This window comes from Frigoribacterium sp. CG_9.8, from assembly GCF_015751965.1.
Taxonomy (GTDB): domain Bacteria; phylum Actinomycetota; class Actinomycetes; order Actinomycetales; family Microbacteriaceae; genus Lacisediminihabitans.
Genome location: NZ_JADOVH010000003.1, coordinates 214,840 through 232,201, shown reverse-complemented (window position 1 = coordinate 232,201; position 17,362 = coordinate 214,840). Strand labels below are relative to the sequence as shown.

The 17,362-nt window shown below is 62.8% G+C and carries 16 protein-coding genes; 9 read left to right on the top strand and 7 right to left on the bottom strand.

From position 1 onward, the window contains the following. The first annotated feature begins 1 nt into the window (after position 1). Genes IWX88_RS08795 through IWX88_RS08775 form a run of 5 tightly spaced genes read left to right on the top strand, consistent with a single transcriptional unit; the run spans position 2 to position 4,190 of the window. The gene (locus IWX88_RS08795) at positions 2-1,360 is read left to right on the top strand and encodes an AMP-binding protein (protein ID WP_370568268.1); all 1,359 of its coding nucleotides are present in this window, start codon (positions 2-4) and stop codon (positions 1,358-1,360) included. Then, entirely contained in the window at positions 1,353-2,558 is a 1,206-nt protein-coding gene (locus IWX88_RS08790) for a thiolase family protein (RefSeq protein WP_196829376.1), read from the top strand. The genes IWX88_RS08795 and IWX88_RS08790 overlap by 8 nt, the downstream gene beginning before the upstream one ends. Continuing rightward, positions 2,555-3,247, top strand: a complete 693-nt coding sequence (locus IWX88_RS08785; RefSeq protein ID WP_196829374.1) for an energy-coupling factor ABC transporter ATP-binding protein — start codon at positions 2,555-2,557, stop codon at positions 3,245-3,247. The genes IWX88_RS08790 and IWX88_RS08785 overlap by 4 nt, the downstream gene beginning before the upstream one ends. Then, positions 3,244-3,840 carry an energy-coupling factor transporter transmembrane protein EcfT gene (locus IWX88_RS08780; protein ID WP_196829372.1) on the top strand — a complete coding sequence of 199 codons (597 nt, stop codon included), beginning with the start codon at positions 3,244-3,246 and terminating at the stop codon, positions 3,838-3,840. The genes IWX88_RS08785 and IWX88_RS08780 overlap by 4 nt, the downstream gene beginning before the upstream one ends. Beyond that, the gene (locus tag IWX88_RS08775) at positions 3,837-4,190 is read left to right on the top strand and encodes a CHY zinc finger protein (protein WP_196829370.1); all 354 of its coding nucleotides are present in this window, start codon (positions 3,837-3,839) and stop codon (positions 4,188-4,190) included. The genes IWX88_RS08780 and IWX88_RS08775 overlap by 4 nt, the downstream gene beginning before the upstream one ends. Before the next feature lie 14 nt (positions 4,191-4,204). Here the strand turns inward: IWX88_RS08775 and IWX88_RS08770 are convergent, their stop codons facing one another. The 7 genes from IWX88_RS08770 to IWX88_RS08740 all read right to left on the bottom strand — a co-directional run bounded on the left by IWX88_RS08770 (position 4,205) and on the right by IWX88_RS08740 (position 10,628). Further along, positions 4,205-4,534: a metal-sulfur cluster assembly factor gene (locus IWX88_RS08770; RefSeq protein ID WP_196829368.1), complete on the bottom strand. Its 330-nt coding sequence runs from the start codon at positions 4,532-4,534 to the stop codon at positions 4,205-4,207. A gap of 4 nt (positions 4,535-4,538) precedes the next feature. Then, the gene (sufC, locus tag IWX88_RS08765; protein ID WP_196829366.1) at positions 4,539-5,303 is read right to left on the bottom strand and encodes a Fe-S cluster assembly ATPase SufC; all 765 of its coding nucleotides are present in this window, start codon (positions 5,301-5,303) and stop codon (positions 4,539-4,541) included. A gap of 19 nt (positions 5,304-5,322) precedes the next feature. Continuing rightward, positions 5,323-5,640 (bottom strand): non-heme iron oxygenase ferredoxin subunit, encoded by a 318-nt coding sequence (locus IWX88_RS08760; RefSeq protein ID WP_370568282.1) that lies wholly within the window; start codon positions 5,638-5,640, stop codon positions 5,323-5,325. 126 nt (positions 5,641-5,766) lie between these two features. Then, positions 5,767-6,996, bottom strand: a complete 1,230-nt coding sequence (gene sufD, locus IWX88_RS08755; protein WP_196829362.1) for a Fe-S cluster assembly protein SufD — start codon at positions 6,994-6,996, stop codon at positions 5,767-5,769. Next, on the bottom strand, positions 6,997-8,415 hold the full coding sequence (gene sufB, locus IWX88_RS08750) for a Fe-S cluster assembly protein SufB (protein WP_196829360.1): 1,419 nt from the start codon (positions 8,413-8,415) through the stop codon (positions 6,997-6,999). A gap of 264 nt (positions 8,416-8,679) precedes the next feature. After that, entirely contained in the window at positions 8,680-9,579 is a 900-nt protein-coding gene (locus tag IWX88_RS08745) for a COX15/CtaA family protein (protein WP_196829358.1), read from the bottom strand. 122 nt (positions 9,580-9,701) lie between these two features. Next, on the bottom strand, positions 9,702-10,628 hold the full coding sequence (locus IWX88_RS08740) for a heme o synthase (RefSeq protein ID WP_196829356.1): 927 nt from the start codon (positions 10,626-10,628) through the stop codon (positions 9,702-9,704). A 296-nt stretch (positions 10,629-10,924) separates the two neighbouring features. Here IWX88_RS08740 and tkt point away from each other — a divergent pair, with 296 nt between their 5' ends. From tkt to zwf, 4 genes are read left to right on the top strand one after another with little or no spacing between them, the layout of a single operon-like run. Further along, positions 10,925-13,018, top strand: coding sequence for a transketolase (gene tkt / locus IWX88_RS08735; protein WP_196829354.1), 2,094 nt, complete (start codon positions 10,925-10,927; stop codon positions 13,016-13,018). A gap of 25 nt (positions 13,019-13,043) precedes the next feature. Continuing rightward, positions 13,044-14,171, top strand: coding sequence for a transaldolase (tal, locus tag IWX88_RS08730; RefSeq protein ID WP_196829351.1), 1,128 nt, complete (start codon positions 13,044-13,046; stop codon positions 14,169-14,171). After that, a complete protein-coding gene (locus tag IWX88_RS08725) occupies positions 14,168-15,766 on the top strand; it encodes a glucose-6-phosphate isomerase (protein ID WP_196829349.1) in 1,599 nt (532 codons plus the stop codon). The genes tal and IWX88_RS08725 overlap by 4 nt, the downstream gene beginning before the upstream one ends. A 41-nt stretch (positions 15,767-15,807) precedes the next feature. Further along, positions 15,808-17,349 (top strand): glucose-6-phosphate dehydrogenase, encoded by a 1,542-nt coding sequence (gene zwf, locus IWX88_RS08720; RefSeq protein ID WP_196829347.1) that lies wholly within the window; start codon positions 15,808-15,810, stop codon positions 17,347-17,349. Positions 17,350-17,362: the final 13 nt, after the last annotated feature.

Here is a 17,362-nt window from a genome sequence, read left to right as displayed (position 1 = left end):
GGTGATCATCGAGAGGATCGCTCTGTGGTGCGGCGAGGTCGGGCTGACCGAGGCGCAATTCACCGAGCGGATCCGCCTGGCCGCGGTCGAGGGGCAATTCCCGGCGAACAGACTCGTGCCGATCAGCACCAATGATCCTGTCGCTGGGCTGGTGAGGGCCCTTGCGGTCCGGACAGCCGGCTCGATCCCCCTTCTCGGCGACGAACGGTGGGATGCACACGTCTGGGCACAACTGCGGATGCACGCGGGACAGGACACCATACGTTCCGACACCGGGTGGGCGGCTTTCAGCTCGGGCAGCACCGGATCCCCCCGGCTAATACTGCGATCGGAGGCCTCGTGGTCATCGTCATTCGCCGCGGTCACCGAGCTGATGCAACTGCAGAGCACGGATGCCGTGTACCTGCCCGCACCGCTATCGTCCTCCCTTTCGCTGTTCTCGGTGGCGCACGCGAGGGCGGTCGGCGCGGCGATCGTGCTTCCGATATCCCACGGGTTCGACCCGGCCGACCTCACGCACGCGACGGTTGTACACGGGACACCCCATGCGCTGCGCACAATCGTCGAGTCACTCGAGAACGGCCAGACCCCGCACCGGGTGCGCCTGGCATTCGTGGGGGGTGCGCACCTCGATATCGCCCTGCGCCGTCGGGCAGAAGCCCTGGGCATGAGGGTGGTCTCGTACTACGGTGCCGCCGAACTCTCCTTCGTGGCGGTCGATACGGATGGTCTCGGTTATCTGGCGTTCCCGGGGGTTGAGGTCCGCATAAATCCAAGCGCTGGTGATGCAGGCACTGGTGATGCAGGCAGACTCACTCTGGGCGAACTGTGGGTGCGATCGCCATATCTCGCCTCGGGATATCACGCCTCTGGATCTCACGCCTCTGGATCTCACGCCTCTGGATCTCACGCCTCTGGATACAACGCCAGTGATGGCGCACTGCGGCATGCGCCTGGTGGGTGGGCCTCAGTTGGCGACCTGGTGGAGGTGGACAGCACGCACCGTCTGCACTTTCGTGGGCGTCTGGATGGTGCCATCCTCACCGGCTCTGCCACTGTGGTGCCGGAGGACGTCGAAATGGCATTGCGATCCATTGACGGAATCGAGGATGCTGTGGTGCTCGGTATCCCCAACGCGAGCCTCGGTGCCCTGGTGGCTGTGCTGATCGAGACGACTCCCGGTGGCGCAACGCCGACGGCGCGTGATCTCCGCACACACGCACGCAGCCGATTTATTCCCTCCCATCTCCCGCGACGCTGGTACCGCACCGACCACCTCCCGCGAACGCTCTCCGGTAAACCAGACCGCGATGCGGTGCGGCGAGCCATCGATAATGGTGAGGTGACCAGACTTGACTGAACTACGGGTCGACCAGTACAGCGCGGTCGTGATTGCCGCCCGTCGAACTGCGATCTCGACCAGGGGGATGCGCCTCGCGCGCCTGGGTGTTGAGCAACTCGCTGCCCCGGTGCTGCGGGCGTGCCGTGCGGACGCGGAACGAGCCATCGGATCACCGGTCGTGATCGCGGATGTTGTGCTCGGCAACTGCATGGGCCCGGGTGGGAACATCGCTCGGCGGGCAGCTCTCGGCGCCGGTTTCGACGTGAGTGTGCCAGGAGTAACTATCGACACGCAGTGCGGCAGTGGGCTCTCGGCGATCATCTCCGCGACAGATTCGATTCGGGCCGATTCCACCCGTGGCAATTTCTCCCACGGCTCAGGTCCGCGGCTCATCTTGGCCGGCGGCGCAGAGAGCGCTTCCACCGCCCCACTGCGAATCGCCAATGGCGTGCCCTATGCGCGTGCGGCGTTCACCCCGCCCGGATTCCCCGATCCAGAGATGGGGCCGGCCGCCCAAGACCTCGCGGCAGCATCCGGCATCGATCGCTGTCGCCAGGATGCCTATGCCGCGCGCAGCCACCGACGTGCACTCGATCAGGCGCGCGACGGTGGATTTGACGATGAGATCGTCGCACTCGAGGCGCTCGAACATGATGACAGCCCGCGCCGGCAGATTCTGGCGCTTCTCCCCCGCCTCGCCCCTCTCTACCCGCCGGCCCGTGGACTGTCCAGCGGCACTGTGACGGCGGGCAACTCCTGTCGCATCTCCGATGGCGCCGCAGTCGTCGCCGTTGTTGCGAACAGCGTGCGTGGGAATGCCCCGGGCCTCGCCCTCGTGGCCCACGCGACGATCGGATGCGATCCGGCGCTACCGGGCATCGGTCCGGTGGCCGCGGTGAACCGGGTGTGTGAACTGGCTGGCCTCCGTCTCGACGATGTCGCCGCGTTCGAAATAGTCGAGGCGTTCGCGGCTCAGACCCTCGCTGTGCTCGACCGGCTCGGCCTCGCCGGCGGGGACTGGGTCGATCCACGGGTCTGCACCGGGGGCGGGGCGCTCGCGCTCGGCCATCCGTGGGGTGCCAGCGGTGCAGTGAGCGTGGTGCGCCTGTTCACCCGCCTGGTCCACGAAAATGCTCCGGCGGGCAGTTTTGGAATCGCCACCGCAGCGGTTGGTGGCGGGATGGGCGTCGCCGCTCTGTTCGAGGTTGTGCGATGAGTGGACAGCAGGAGATTCGGTTCGAGGACGTCTGCGTCGAATTCGCCGGCCGGGCCGCTCTGCGGGAGGTGTCAATCACGCTCAATGAGAAGCGGATCGGGGTGATCGGCTCGAATGGGTCGGGAAAGTCGACCTTCGCCCGGCTGTTCAACGGCTTGGTCTCCCCCACCAGAGGCAGGGTGATGATTCACGGTCTCGACCCGCTGCGTGACGGCAGACGGCTGCGGCAGCGGGTCGGTTTCATCTTCAGTAATCCGGATGCGCAGATTGTGATGCCGACGGTCACCGAGGATCTTGCCTTCTCGCTGCGCGGCCGGGGGCTCACTCGTGCCGAGGTGGATGGGAGGGTGACATCGACCATCGCCGCCGTCGATCTCGGAGCTCATGCGGAGGCGTCGACCCACGGTTTGTCCAGTGGCCAGAAGCAGCTTCTCGCCCTCGGTGCGATCCTCATCGGTGAGCCTGATCTGGTGGTTGCCGACGAGCCCACCGCCATGCTCGATGCGTCGAACAGCAGAAAGATCGGTAATCGCCTCCTGGATGAGATCCCCCAGCAACTCGTTCTTGTCACGCATGATCTTCGATTAGCTGCACGGTGCGATGTTGTACTGAGATTCAAAGAGGGGATGCTACTGGAGCACGGTGACCCGCGATCCGTCATCGCACGTTACGAGAGAGACCACCCATGATCGCGCTATATCACCCGGGCACCAGTGTGCTCCACCGCATGCCGGCAGGCGCGAAGGTGCTCGTATTTGCGGCGTTGGCACTCGCGATCACCGTGACCACAGGCACCGTGTGGAGCCTCCCCCTCGCCGGAGTGATCACTGTCGCGCTCTATATGTGTTCAGGGCTCGGAATCCTCACGCTGCTGCGCCAGCTCTACACTTCGCGCTGGATCGTGCTGGTGATGCTCGTCAGTCAAGTGATTTTTCTGCCGCTGATGGACGCGATTACCAACACGAGTCGGGTTCTCGTCGTGATCGTACTTGCCGCACTGATCACGCTCACCACGCGCATCCCCGCACTGCTCGATGCCACGGATCATGCGCTGGCACCGCTGCGAAGATTGCGTGTCAACACGGCTGCCATCGGCCTGCTGCTTGCACTGACCATGACGGCGATACCCGTGATTAGCGGTTTCGCTTCCCAGATACGCGAGGCACAGCGCGCACGAGGGGTCCCGGTGCGCCCGCAGAGATTCGTCGTGCCACTGCTGGTGATGTCACTGAAACATTCGGACGAACTCGCCGATGCGCTCACGGCACGGGGAATCGAATGAGCGCCGATCGCCTCACCAACCGCCCCACCGAGGGTGGCACGGCGGTGCACGGCGCGACCATCGACAACCAGACCCGCTGCGTGCATTACGCGACGGTGACCGACGTCATCGCGATCAAGTTCTACTGCTGTCGTCTCTACTACCCGTGCCACCTCTGCCACGAAATGTCTGCGGGGCACCAGGCGGAGCAATGGCCAAAGTCACTGCATGACCAGCGGGCACTCCTCTGTGGAGTCTGCTCCACAGAATTGACGATCGCTGCCTACTTCGACCTCAGCGCCTGTCCGACCTGCTCAGCTCCATTCAACGACGGATGCCGTCTGCACCGGCAGCTGTACTTCGCGGACTGACCGGTGCGCGGTCGCTACATCGAGAAGCCGAGTGCCCTCATCATGTCGCGGCCGTCGTCGGTAATTTTTTCCGGTCCCCACGGCGGCATCCAGATCCAGTTGATCCGGAACTGATCAACCACCCCATCGAGAGACTGCGCAGTCTGCTCCTCGATCACATCGGTGAGCGGACACCCAGCGCTGGTCAACGTCATGCTGATGATGAGTGCATCGTTGTCGTCATCCCAGGTGAGATCGTAAATGAGTCCGAGATCGACGATATTGATCCCGAGCTCGGGGTCCATAACATCCTTGAGCGCCTCTTCAACCTGGTCGAAGAGCGCCGGAGCAAGTGCAACAGCCATGGCCCTAGCCTAGGCTCGCGGGGGCCAGGAAGCGATCGTAGCCTTCGTTTTCGAGACGATCGGCCAGCTCGGCACCGCCCTCTTCTGCCACACGGCCGTCCACGAAGACATGCACATAGTCGGGCGTGATGTAACGGAGGATACGCGTGTAGTGGGTAATCAGTAGCAGACCGAGCCCGGTGTTCTCCTTGGCTCGATTCACACCCTCGGAGACGATCTTGAGCGCGTCGACATCCAGTCCAGAGTCGGTCTCGTCGAGGATCGCAAACTTCGGTTTGAGAAGCTCGAGCTGCAGAATCTCGTGGCGTTTCTTCTCGCCACCGGAGAACCCCTCGTTCACATTACGGTCCTTGAACGACGCATCCATCCGCAGGTTCTTCATCGCTTCTGTGACCTCTTTAGTCCAGGTGCGAATGGGGGGCTGCGCACCGTCGATCGCGGTCTTGGCCGTGCGCAGGAAGTTCGTCACCGCAACCCCGGGGATTTCCACCGGATACTGCATCGCGAGAAAGAGACCGGCGCGGGCGCGGGCGTCCACGGGCATAGCGAGCAAGTCCTGGCCGTCGAGAGTGACCGATCCACTCTCCACGTGATACTTGGGATGCCCGGCGATGGTGTACGCGAGGGTCGACTTGCCGGAGCCGTTGGGGCCCATGATCGCATGGATCTCGCCCTCGTTCACGATGAGGTCGACACCGTTGAGAATCTGCTTGGTGCCCTGTTCGGTTTCGACACTCACGTGGAGGTCGATGACTTCGAGTACTGACATGGTGCGAACTCCTTGTGTATTAGGGAATGACCACGGGGGTCGGGTCGATGAAGACGTCACCGTCCACGATGGATACCGCGAAGACGGGAACCGCATCGTAGGCCGGAAGGGTGATCGGTTTACCGGTCACGAGTGAAAATCTGGAGCCGTGCGCCCAGCACTCGAGGGTGTCGTCTTCGACGAAACCTTCGGCAAGCGAGATGTCACCGTGCGTGCAGGTGTCACCGATGGCGTGCACGGTTCCCGTCGAGTCCCGCACAACAGCGATGGGGGTGCCGTCGACGACCACACGCACGGCCGATCCGGGTTCGATGTCACTTTCGGCACAGATCTTGATGGTCACTGACGCTTCTTTCATTCCGGGTGAGACGGTGTTGTTGCACAGACGGTGTTTGGGCACAGACGGTGTTTGGGCAAAGACTCTGCTCAGGCTGGGACTCTGCTTAGGCAACGATTGTTGCCATTATGAGGCTGTGCTCAGGGCGAGTTCGGCTTCGATGGCGTTCTGCAGTCGCTCTTCAAGCGCCGGTGATCCGATCTTCTGCACGATCTCCGAGAGAAAACCGCGCACGACCAGTCGTCGCGCTTCGTCTTCACCAATGCCGCGCGCCTGCAGGTAGAACAGCTGCTCATCGTCGAATCGGCCGGAAGCACTCGCGTGGCCGGCACCGGCGATTTCACCGGTCTCGATTTCGAGGTTCGGGATCGAGTCGGCGCGCGCGCCATCCGTCAGGAGCAGGTTGCGATTTTGCTCGTAGCTGTCGGTTCCGGAGGCGGTGGGGCGGATGAGCACGTCGCCTACCCACACTGTGTGTGCGCCGACACCCTGCAGCGCCCCTTTATAGCTCACGCGCGATTTCGTGTTGGGGGCATCGTGGTTGACGAAGACCTGTTGTTCGAGGTGCTGGCCGGTGTCGGCGAAGTACACGCCGTACAACTCGACTTCTCCACCCTCACGCGAGAGATGAGCGGAGGGATTCACCCGCACTACCGAACCGCCGAGTGAGACCACGACGTGCTTCAGTCGGGCATCGCGCCCGATTTCCGAGAAGTGGCTTGCCAGGTGCACAGCCGAGGCATTCCACTGCTGTACTGTCACGACCGTGAGGTGGGCACCCTCATCGAGGATGATTTCGACATTCTCGCTGAGCAGCGCGTCGCCGCTGTTCTGGAGCACGACAGTTCCGACACTGTGATGCGTTGCGTGGATGACAGTGTGCGCAGCACGGGCGCCCGTTCCCAGCGCGGATCGGGTCACCGAGATCTCGGAGGGCTGCTCACCGGTGATGGTGACCATCAGCGCCGACTCGAAAGCACTCCAGGCGTTAGCGGATGCCCGTTCCTCCGGTTTGCCGGCACTACCGATGCGACTGTCGTTGCGGTCGATCCATTCGACGGTCACCGAATCGTCAGACGACGCTGTCGCGGTGACGGGTCGGATATCCGGGTCGAGGGTGCCGTCGATCAGCGGCTGCACCCGTGCAACCGGAGTGTGCTTCCACTCGGCTTCATGACCGGTGACGGTCTCGAAGTCGGTAACGTCGAACGACGCGAAGCGTGCGGAACGCACCTGGAGAGGTACGAGACCCCAGCCACCATCGCTGTGTTGCTTGGACCCGAGGCGAGAATGATCGGGCGCTGTCGATGCACCCGTTGAGACCGTTGCGGGCGCGGTTTGAGTGGGAACAGACACCTAGCCGACGCTGCCTTCCATGCCCATCTCGATGAGCTTGTTGAGTTCGAGTGCGTACTCCATCGGGAGCTCGCGAGCGATGGGTTCGATGAAGCCGCGCACGATCATGGCCATTGCCTCATCTTCGGGCATTCCGCGTGATTGCAGGTAGAACAGCTGCTCCGCACTCACCCTCGAGACCGTGGCCTCATGGCCCATCTGCACGTCGTCCTCGCGAACATCCGTCGTGGGGTACGTGTCGGAACGTGAGATCGCGTCAACGAGAAGCGCGTCACAGCGCACCGTGTTTGCGGAGTGGTGAGCACCCTCGGCGATGCGCACTTCACCGCGATAGCCGGTTCGGCCACCGCCCCGTGCAATCGACTTCGACACGATGGATGACTGCGTGTACGGAGCCATATGAATCATTTTGGCTCCGGCGTCCTGATGCTGTCCCGGCCCGGCGAAGGCGACCGAAAGAGTTTCGCCTTTCGCGTGCTCCCCGACGAGATAGATCGAGGGGTACTTCATGGTGACCTTCGAACCGATGTTGCCGTCGATCCACTCCATGGTGGCACCCTCATGGGCGATTGCCCGCTTGGTCACGAGGTTGTAGACGTTATTCGACCAGTTCTGGATTGTCGTGTACCGAACGCGAGCGTTCTTCTTCACAATGATCTCGACGACCGCCGAGTGGAGGGAGTCCGACTTGTAAATCGGTGCGGTGCATCCCTCGATGTAGTGCACGTAGGAACCTTCATCGGCGATGATCAGCGTGCGCTCGAACTGGCCCATGTTCTCGGTGTTGATGCGGAAGTAGGCCTGCAGTGGGATCTGCACGTGCACGCCCTTTGGCACGTAGACGAATGACCCGCCCGACCACACGGAGGTGTTCAATGCCGCAAACTTGTTGTCGCCGGCCGGGATCACCGTGCCGAAATATTCCTTGAAGAGCTCAGGATGCTCCTTGAGCGCCGTGTCGGTGTCCATGAAGATGACACCCTGGTCTTCGAGATCCTTGTTGATGGTGTGGTACACCACCTCGGACTCGTACTGGGCGGCGACGCCGGACACGAGGCGCTGGCGCTCGGCCTCGGGAATGCCGAGCTTCTCGTATGTGCTCTTGATGTCATCCGGGAGGTCATCCCAGGTCTGCGCTTGCTTCTCAGTGGAGCGAACGAAGTATTTGATGTTGTCAAAATCAATGCCGGAGAGGTCCGCGCCCCAGGCTGGCATCGGCTTCTTGTAGAAGAGGGCGAGCGCCTTGAGACGGTTCTTGAGCATCCATTCCGGTTCGCTCTTCAGCGCCGAGATGTCGGCAACCACCTCGGGAGAGATTCCGCGTCTAGCGGATGCTCCGGCAACGTCCGAGTCGGACCAGCCAAACTCGTAGATGCCGAGGCTTTCAAGTTCGGGACGGTCGATCAGGATGTCCGACATATTTTCCCTCTTTCTTTTTGCATACAAATCACTGCCCTAATTACCCTACACATCAAAAACCCGTATTGGCCCGCTGCACACCTGTTCGAGACTCGGACTGAGACTTGAACTGAGACTTGAACTGCCGCGATGCTCTCGCTTCGCCTGCCCAGTCGCTTCGGTCTGATAACGGCGCGGCTACCGCGCCCCAGCCACCTACGTCGCTCTCGACTTGGCCACACCGCCCGCTCCGCCATTGCTGATTCTATGGGAGCGGGTTGCGAATCAGCGCAGAGTCGCAGCCTCGGCCACCGCGCCCGATATCACGGGTTCGCGTGGTCCCGCTGTTCGGTACAGCTGCGGATTGACGTCGAGTAATACCCGCAGCGCGCCAACCCAGACGAGAGCTGAGCCGAGCACATGAATGGCGACGAGCGCGGCCGGCACTCCGATGACCGACTGCAGCAGTCCGAGGGCAGCCTGCGCAATGGTCACACCCAGAAATAACACCACTCTCAAGCGTGCAAGGGAGGCGTTCGGATGACTGCGCAGGGAGCCGTAGAGCGCAAGGGCGAGCAGGATCACCGCTGTGCCAAGCACCCCATGGACGACGGCCACGTGCTGCCACACGAAACCCATGCGCGGCACGTCGGCTGAGTCCCCCGCGTGTTGCCCGGAACCGGTCACGAGCGTTCCAATGACGATGAGAACGAAGGTGGTCACCACGAGTGCCCAGCTCAGCGGGCCAGCCAAACGCGGGATCGCAGACACTGGTGACGTCTCCGCCGAAAGAGCCTGCCGCGCACGGTGCCAGGTGAGGGTCGTGGTGGTAAGCAATGCGATGGCAAGCACGAAATGCATGGCAACCACGTAGGGGTTCAAACCGGTGAGCACGGAAATGCCTCCGGCGATGGAGTTCGCGATGACGAGCCAGAACTGAGACCAGGCCAGCCGGGTGAGGGTGCGATTGCGCGGCTTCTGTAGCCTGGCGGCCACAATGGCCCAGCCGACCGCGACGATCAGTACGCCGGTCAGGGCACGATTTGCAAACTCGATGAAGCCGTGGATTCCGAGCTCGGGGGTGCTCGTGAACGAACCGGCTTCGCACGCGGGCCAGGTGGGGCAGCCAAGCCCCGATCCGGTGACGCGAACGACGCCACCGGTGAGCACGATGAAGATGCTCACCACGAGGGCGGCGGTGGTGCCCCAGCGCAGTGCGCGAGCTCCGAGGGTGAAGCGGCTGGCCAGCCAGCCAAGTGGGGTGACGATGAGTCGGTCCTTTTCGAGATCGTGGATCAGCGCTGTGGTCAGCGCAGGAGGGCGAGCAGCGGGTCGATGCCCACGGCCATGAAGAGCAGGGTGAGGTAGCTGATGGAACTGTGGAACACCCGCATCGGCTTCACCGTTTTGTGGCGAAGCGCCATGGAGTAGAGCCGGTGAGACTCGAACACGAACCATCCACCCGCCAGGACCGCAACGACGGAGTAGAGGATGCCCATGTTCGCCACCGGAATCAGCAGCAGCGAGCAGGCGACGGTGGCCCAGGCGTAGAGAACGACCTGCAGGCCCACCACGGTTCGACCTCGCACGACGGCGAGCATCGGCACGTTTACAGACGCATAGTCGGCACGGTAACGCATTGAGAGGGGCCAGTAGTGAGGCGGTGTCCACAGAAACACGATCCCGAACAGGATGACCGGAGTCCAGCTGAGCGAACCCGTGACAGCCGTCCAACCGATGAGTACTGGCATACAGCCCGCGGCGCCACCCCACACGATGTTTTGGGGCGTGCGGCGCTTGAGCAGGAGCGTGTAGACCAAGACGTAGAACATGATGGCGACGAGGGACAGCGCAGCGGCGAGCCAGTTGACGAGCAGCCCGAGCACCAGGATCGACGCCACTCCAACGATCCACGCGAAGATGAAGGCCTCGCGGTCAGTGAGCTCCCCGGTGACAAGCGGACGTTTGCTCGTGCGCTTCATGACGCGATCCATGTCGCGATCGATATAGCAATTGAATGCCCCAGCCGATCCAGCACTGAGTGCACCTCCGACGAGGGTCCACAGCATCAGCCAGAGATTCGGGATGCCCCCCTGCGCCAGGATCATGACCGGGGCAGTCGTGACCAGAAGAAGCTCGATAACTCGGGGTTTGGTCAGTGCGAAGTAGGCCTTCGATTTGCGGGCGATACCGATCCGCGTTTTCGGTTGGCGAGTCTCTATCGCTACGTCCATTACTCCTCTAACACCCGGTTGCACAGGCCCATTCTAAGCTCCCCGGCTGGGAGCACCGGGTGGACCGCTGCTCCCCACACCCTCTCCGCTGCTCGGCCGCTGCGCAACGCGCTGACGCAGGGGTTTCTCTATACTTGAAGGTGCTCGCACGCCGTGATGCAGCCCACGCCAACCCCGATTGGTGCTCCGGTCTGCTCACAGCACTGCCGATGTCGTCAGGCGAGCATGTGTACTTACCTCAGGCGGTGTGACCCACCCGGGACAGACATCGTAGAAAATAGAAGGGTCGAACTCTCGTGGCAGCTCTCCAATGGGATCCCATTGACAACACCGCAGTAGACACCGCTCGCATTTTGGCAGCGGATGCCGTCGAGAAGGTCGGAAACGGGCACCCGGGCACCGCCATGAGCCTGGCTCCCGCCGCATACCTGCTCTTTCAGAAAGTGATGCGCCGGGACCCGAGCGACAGCTCCTGGATCGGGCGCGACCGCTTCATCCTCTCAGTGGGGCACTCCTCACTCACCCAGTATGTGCAGTTTTATCTCAGCGGCTACGGCCTCGAGCTCGACGACCTGAAGGCGCTGCGCACCTGGGGCTCCCTGACGCCGGGGCACCCCGAATATGGCCACACCGACGGCGTCGAGATCACCACCGGGCCGCTCGGCCAGGGGATCTCCTCGGCCGTGGGCTTCGCCTACGCATCCCGCTTCGAGCGAGGACTGTTCGACCCGGATGCAACGGAAGGCACGAGCCCCTTCGACCACTACATCTACACGATCGCCGGCGATGGCGACCTGCAGGAGGGCGTGACGAGCGAGGCATCCTCTCTCGCCGGCCACCAGGAGCTCGGCAACCTCATCGCGATCTACGACAGCAACCAGATCTCGATCGAAGACGATACCAATATCGCCTTCACCGAAGACGTCAAGGCCCGCTACGAGGCCTACCACTGGCACGTGCAGGTGGTCGACTGGAAGAAGACCGGACAGTACGTCGAAGACATCGCGGCGCTCAACGATGCCATTGAGGCGGCGAAGAGCGAGACTTCGAAGCCGTCGCTGATCATTCTCAAGACGATCATCGGCTGGCCGAGCCCGAAGAAGCAGAACACGGGCAAGATCCACGGATCTGCACTCGGCGCCGAAGAATTGGCCGCGGTCAAGCAGGTTCTTGGCTTCGATCCGGGGAAGACCTTCGTGGTCGATCCTGCCGTTCTCGCGCATACCCGAAAGGCCGTCGATCGAGGCCACGCCGCTCATGTCGAGTGGGACACCCAGTTCGCTGCCTGGGCCACCGCCAACCCCGACCGCAAAGTACTGCTTGACCGCATCATCTCGGGCGAGCTGCCCGAGGGTGTGGAAGAAGCCCTTCCGGTCTTTGCGGCAGGCACCGAGGTCTCGACGCGTGCGGCATCGGGCAAGGTGCTGAGCGCACTCGGTGCGGTCATCCCCGAATTGTGGGGTGGCTCGGCTGACCTAGCCGAGTCCAACAACACCACCATCGAGGGCGCGCAGTCCTTCGTGCCGGCCGAGCACTCGACCCACGAATGGACCGGAAACAAATACGGTCGCGTCTTGCACTTCGGTATTCGCGAACATGCAATGGGGGCCATCCTCAACGGCATCGTTCTGCACGGAAACACTCGGCCTTTCGGCGGAACCTTCCTGATCTTCAGCGATTACATGCGGCCGGCCGTGCGCCTCGCCGCGCTGATGAAGGCGCCGGCGATCTACGTCTGGACCCACGACTCCGTGGCGCTCGGCGAAGACGGTCCGACCCATCAGCCCATCGAGCAGCTCGCCGCCCTCCGTGCCATCCCGGGCCTCGACATCGTGCGCCCCGGCGACGCGAACGAGACAGCCTGGGCGTGGAAGACCATCCTGAAGCGACGCAACGGGCCCGCGGGTATCGCGCTGACCCGCCAGAACATCCCGGTGTTCGAGCGCGGAGCGGATATCGCCAGTGGCGAGACCTTCGCCTCGGCGAAGCACGTCGCCAAGGGCGCGTATGTGCTCGCGGAGGCGCCGAATGGCATCCCCGATGTGATCCTCATCGCCACTGGCTCTGAGGTGCAGATCGCAGTGGACGCCCGCGAGCGGCTGAAGGCCGAGGGTATCAACGCCCGGGTCGTCTCGGCTCCGTGCCTCGAGTGGTTCGAGGAGCAGTCGGCCGAGTACCGCGAATCCGTGCTTCCGAAGAACGTCAAGGCGCGGGTCTCGATCGAAGCCGGCTGCGACCTCACCTGGCGTGGCATTGTCGGTGACGCCGGTCGCAGTGTCTCGATCGAACATTTCGGGGCATCCGCCGACTACAAGACGCTGTTTCGTGAGTTTGGAATGACCACTGAGCACGCCATTTCTGCAGCTAAGGACTCGATCGCCGCCGTTTAGGCGTCGAAGGAAAAGGGAAACGAAAATGACCGCGAACACCGCAACTGCCGTACTCTCCGCTCTTGGCACCAGCATCTGGCTTGACGATCTCTCCCGAGACAGGATCACCTCCGGGGGCCTGCATGGGCTGATCGCCGATCGTAATGTGGTGGGGGTCACCACCAATCCGACGATCTTCGCGAGCGCCCTTGCCAAGGGTGAGGCCTACGATGCCCAGGTTGCTGAGCTGGCCGCGGCTGGCAAGACCGTCACGGAGGCTGTTTTCGAGATCACCACCGAGGATGTCGCGAACGCGTGCGACATTTTCCGCGCGGTTTACGACCGGACCGGCGGCCAGGATGGCTGCGTCTCAATCGAGGTAGAGCCAGGCTTTGCTCACGATGCGGCAGCGACATCCGCCCAGGCCAAGCAGCTCTGGGCCAAGGTCAACCGTGCGAACGCGATGATCAAGATCCCCGCGACTCTCGAGGGCCTCGAAGCGATCACAGAGACGATCGGATCGGGTATCAGCGTCAATGTGACGCTGATTTTCAGCCTCGAACGCCACCGCCAAGTGATCAACGCCTACCTCACCGGCCTCGAACAGGCCAGGGCCGCAGGGCACGACCTGTCGACCATCCGCTCGGTCGCATCGTTCTTCGTCTCCCGTGTTGACACCGAGATCAATAACCGCCTCGATTCCATCGGAACACCGGAGGCGATTGCGCTGAAGAGCAAAGCCGGCATCGCCAATGCGCGCCTCGCCTACCAGGTCTTTACGCAGGCCTTCGACAGCGAGCGGGCCAAGGGGCTGCTTGCTGCAGGAGCTCGCGTTCAGCGTCCGCTGTGGGCATCTACCGGAGTCAAGGATCCCACCCTTGCCGACACTCTCTATGTCACCGAACTTGCCGTCGCAAACGTCGTCAACACCATGCCCGAGAAGACCCTCGAGGCCACTTTCGACCATGGTGTGATCGACGGTGACCAAGTCACCGGCAACTACGACGACGCCAATGCCGTTCTCGACGCACTGGACGCGATGGGAATCTCGTACGAAGAGGTGACCGCGCTGCTCGAGAAAGAGGGCGTCGAGAAATTCATCGTCTCGTGGAATGAACTGCTCGACACGGTTACCGCCGCTCTCGCGTCGGCGAACTCCGAGGTGTCACAGTGAGTTTTGATATCACCGTGAGTGGTGCCGCAGCCGAAGCCGTCGACCGCATCGTGCCGCAACTGGTCAGCGATCTCGTCGCGTCCCGAATCGCAACCCAGGATCCCTCCCTCTGGGGACCGGATGCTGAGGCCGGGGCAGCGCAGCGTCTCGGCTGGATCGAAGCGGTCGTGACCTCCGAGCCATTGATCGATGACATCATCGCGTTGCGTGACCGGCTGCACGCCTCCGGTGTCAATCACATCGTCCTCGGTGGCATGGGTGGCTCGTCACTCGCCCCCGAGGTCATCACACGCACCGCCGGGGTTGAACTCACCATTCTCGACTCGACGGATCCCGGCCAGATCCTCGCCGCCCTTGCCGATCGACTCGAGACGACGGCGATTGTCATCTCCTCGAAGTCGGGCTCGACACTTGAGACCGCGAGCCAGCGTAAATCCTACGAGGAGGCCTTCCACGGCATCGGGATCGATCCGGCCGAGCGCATCGTCGTGGTGACCGATCCCGACTCCCCACTTGATCTTTCCGCTCGCGCCGCCGGGTACCGCGTCTTCAACGCCGACCCCAACGTGGGCGGACGCTATTCCGCCCTCACCGCCTTCGGTCTCGTACCGTCGGGGCTGGCCGGCGTCGATATCGGTGCTCTGCTTGCCGAAGCATCCGCCGTTACCGGCCAACTGATGGTGGACCAGGCGTCCAATCCCGGCCTCATCCTCGGAGCAGCGATTGCCGGCACTGTTCCGCTGAAAGACAAGGTCGGAATTGTCGCGGATGGCTCGTACATCGTCGGTTTCGGTGACTGGGTGGAGCAGCTCATCGCCGAATCCACCGGGAAGAACGGCAGAGGCCTGCTGCCGGTGGTGCTTGACCTGCACTCCCCCGAGCTCACCGAGGACCTCCCCGACATGCAGATCGTGCGCCTGGTCGAGAGTGCTCGCGCAACCCAGGAGGTGCTCCCGGGCGAAATCGAGATCAGTGGCACGCTCGGTGCGCAAATGCTGGTGTGGGAGTTCGCCGTCGCGGTTGCAGGCCGACTGCTCGGCATCGATCCGTTCGACCAGCCTGATGTCGAGTCGGCCAAGATCGCGACTCGCGCTCTGCTCGAGAAGCGTCCCGAGCCCGTTGCCCCGGTGTTTACCGAGGGCGGTATTGAGGTTCGCGGATCAGCCGGGCTTCTCGGTGATGCACAGTCCGTGTCCGCTGCGATCGACGCGCTTCTGGTGCACATCGGACCCGATAACTATCTGGCTGTGCAGGCCTACGTCGACCGTCACGCGAACCGTGAGCTCTCGAAGCTGCGTGACCTTCTCGCCGAGAAGACCGGTCGGCCAGTGACCTTCGGCTGGGGACCTCGTTTTCTCCACTCGACCGGCCAGTATCACAAGGGCGGACCCGCGACCGGCGTTTTCCTGCAGATCACGGCGACGGCCGCGACTGACCTCGAGATCCCGGACAGCCCGTTTTCCTATGGTTATCTCATACAGGCACAGGCGGCAGGTGACGCGAGCGTGCTCGCCGACCACGGTCGCCCGGTGTTGACACTCACCCTTACCGACCCTGCACAGGATCTCGCAGCGCTGTTCAGCGCCATCGCCTGATCCGCGCCTCGCCCAACCCTTAACCACTCGCTAGGAGCCGCATGTCCCCGGTGGAAATTACGCCGGAGTTCAACCCGCTGAGGTTGCCCTCTGACCGCCGTCTGAACAGAATCGCCGGGCCAAGTGCCCTGATCATCTTCGGCGTTACCGGCGACCTCGCCCGGAAGAAACTGATGCCGGCAGTCTACGATCTGGCTAACCGCGGCCTGCTCCCCCCGGGGTTCGCACTCGTCGGGTTCGCCCGCCGGGACTGGGCCGACCAGGACTTCGCGCGGGAGGTCCATGACGCCGTTGAGCAGTATGCCCGCACACCGTTCGACGAGAACGTCTGGAAGCAACTCGCCGAAGGCATCCGCTTCATCCAGGGAGAGTTCGACGATGACGCGGCATTCACCGAGCTCAAAGAGACGCTCGATGAGCTCGACAGGACGCGCGGAACAATGGGCAACCATGCGTTCTACCTCTCGATCCCCCCGAAGTCGTTCCCCCAGGTGACAGAACAACTCCGCCGCTCCGGGCTTGCGGACGAAGTGGAAGGCGCGTGGCGCCGTGTCGTGATCGAGAAGCCATTCGGCAGCGACCTCACGACCGCCCGCGAGCTCAACGACGTCGTCGAGTCGGTGTTCCCCCCGGACTCCGTGTTCCGCATCGACCACTATCTTGGCAAGGAGACGGTGCAAAACATCCTGGCCTTGCGCTTCGCCAATCAGCTGTACGAGCCCATCTGGAACGCCAATTACGTCGATCACGTGCAAATCACGATGGCCGAAGACATCGGCGTCGGCGGACGAGCCGGATACTACGACGGGATCGGTGCTGCCCGCGATGTCATCCAGAATCATCTCTTGCAGCTGTTCGCTCTCACTGCGATGGAAGAGCCGGTGTCGTTCGAGGCGAAAGATCTGCGAGCCGAGAAAGAAAAGGTGCTTTCGGCAGTCACGCTGCCGAAGGATCTGTCCCACTCGACCGCCCGCGGCCAGTATGCGAGTGGCTGGCAGGGTGGAGAGAAGGTTGTCGGGTTCCTCGAAGAGGATGGCATGAATACCGAGTCGCTCACCGAGACGTTCGCTGCGATCAGGCTGGATATCGGCACTCGCCGCTGGGCGGGAGTGCCGTTCTACCTGCGCGCGGGCAAGCGCCTCGGGCGTCGGGTCACCGAGATCGCTGTGGTGTTCAAACGGGCTCCGCAATCCCTGTTTGCGGAAAGCCAGACCTCTGCACTCGGCCAGAACGCACTTGTCATCCGCGTACAGCCGGATGAGGGAGTCACGATTCGCTTCGGATCGAAAGTGCCGGGTGCCGGAGTGCAGGTGCGTGACGTCACAATGGACTTCGGCTACGGCCACGCCTTTACAGAAGCGAGCCCCGAGGCCTATGAGCGGCTGATCCTCGATGTACTTCTTGGTGACCCGCCGCTGTTTCCCCGTCACCAGGAGGTGGAGCTGAGCTGGCAAATCCTCGACCCGATCGAAGCATACTGGGCCACCCAGGGGCAACCGGAGCAATACCCGCCGGGCACCTGGGGTCCGCAGTCCGCCGACGATCTGCTCGCCCGCGACGGCCGTGTCTGGCGGCGTCCGTGACCATCACAGCCTG

Coding starts and splice junctions, on each gene's coding strand:
- IWX88_RS08785 (WP_196829374.1), top strand. CDS start 2,555: ATGAGTGGACAGCAGGAGATTCGGTTCGAGGACGTCTGCGTCGAATTC.
- IWX88_RS08780 (WP_196829372.1), top strand. CDS start 3,244: ATGATCGCGCTATATCACCCGGGCACCAGTGTGCTCCACCGCATGCCG.
- IWX88_RS08775 (WP_196829370.1), top strand. CDS start 3,837: ATGAGCGCCGATCGCCTCACCAACCGCCCCACCGAGGGTGGCACGGCG.
- IWX88_RS08770 (WP_196829368.1), bottom strand. CDS start 4,534: ATGGCTGTTGCACTTGCTCCGGCGCTCTTCGACCAGGTTGAAGAGGCG.
- sufC (WP_196829366.1), bottom strand. CDS start 5,303: ATGTCAGTACTCGAAGTCATCGACCTCCACGTGAGTGTCGAAACCGAA.
- sufB (WP_196829360.1), bottom strand. CDS start 8,415: ATGTCGGACATCCTGATCGACCGTCCCGAACTTGAAAGCCTCGGCATC.
- IWX88_RS08740 (WP_196829356.1), bottom strand. CDS start 10,628: ATGGACGTAGCGATAGAGACTCGCCAACCGAAAACGCGGATCGGTATC.
- tal (WP_196829351.1), top strand. CDS start 13,044: ATGACCGCGAACACCGCAACTGCCGTACTCTCCGCTCTTGGCACCAGC.
- zwf (WP_196829347.1), top strand. CDS start 15,808: ATGTCCCCGGTGGAAATTACGCCGGAGTTCAACCCGCTGAGGTTGCCC.